This is a genomic window from Megasphaera indica (assembly GCF_046614755.1).
GTDB lineage: Bacteria > Bacillota > Negativicutes > Veillonellales > Megasphaeraceae > Megasphaera > Megasphaera intestinihominis.
Genome location: NZ_JBKKJR010000090.1, coordinates 1 through 223, shown reverse-complemented (window position 1 = coordinate 223; position 223 = coordinate 1). Strand labels below are relative to the sequence as shown.

Genomic DNA, 223 nt, shown 5'->3' with positions numbered 1-223 from the left:
AAACGCTCTTCCATATATCATGGAGAGTTTGATCCTGGCTCAGGACGAACGCTGGCGGCGTGCTTAACACATGCAAGTCGAACGAGAAGAGATGAGAAGCTTGCTTCTTATCGATTCGAGTGGCAAACGGGTGAGTAACGCGTAAGCAACCTGCCCTCTAGATGGGGACAACAGCTGGAAACGGCTGCTAATACCGAATACGTTCTTTCTGTCGCATGGCAGA

1 rRNA gene is annotated in these 223 nt (G+C 50.2%); it reads left to right on the top strand.

Going from position 1 to position 223, the window contains the following annotated elements:
* Window positions 1–16: 16 nt before the first annotated feature.
* Window positions 17–223: ribosomal RNA gene (locus ACFCTO_RS12290) — 16S ribosomal RNA — on the top strand; the annotation flags it as partial.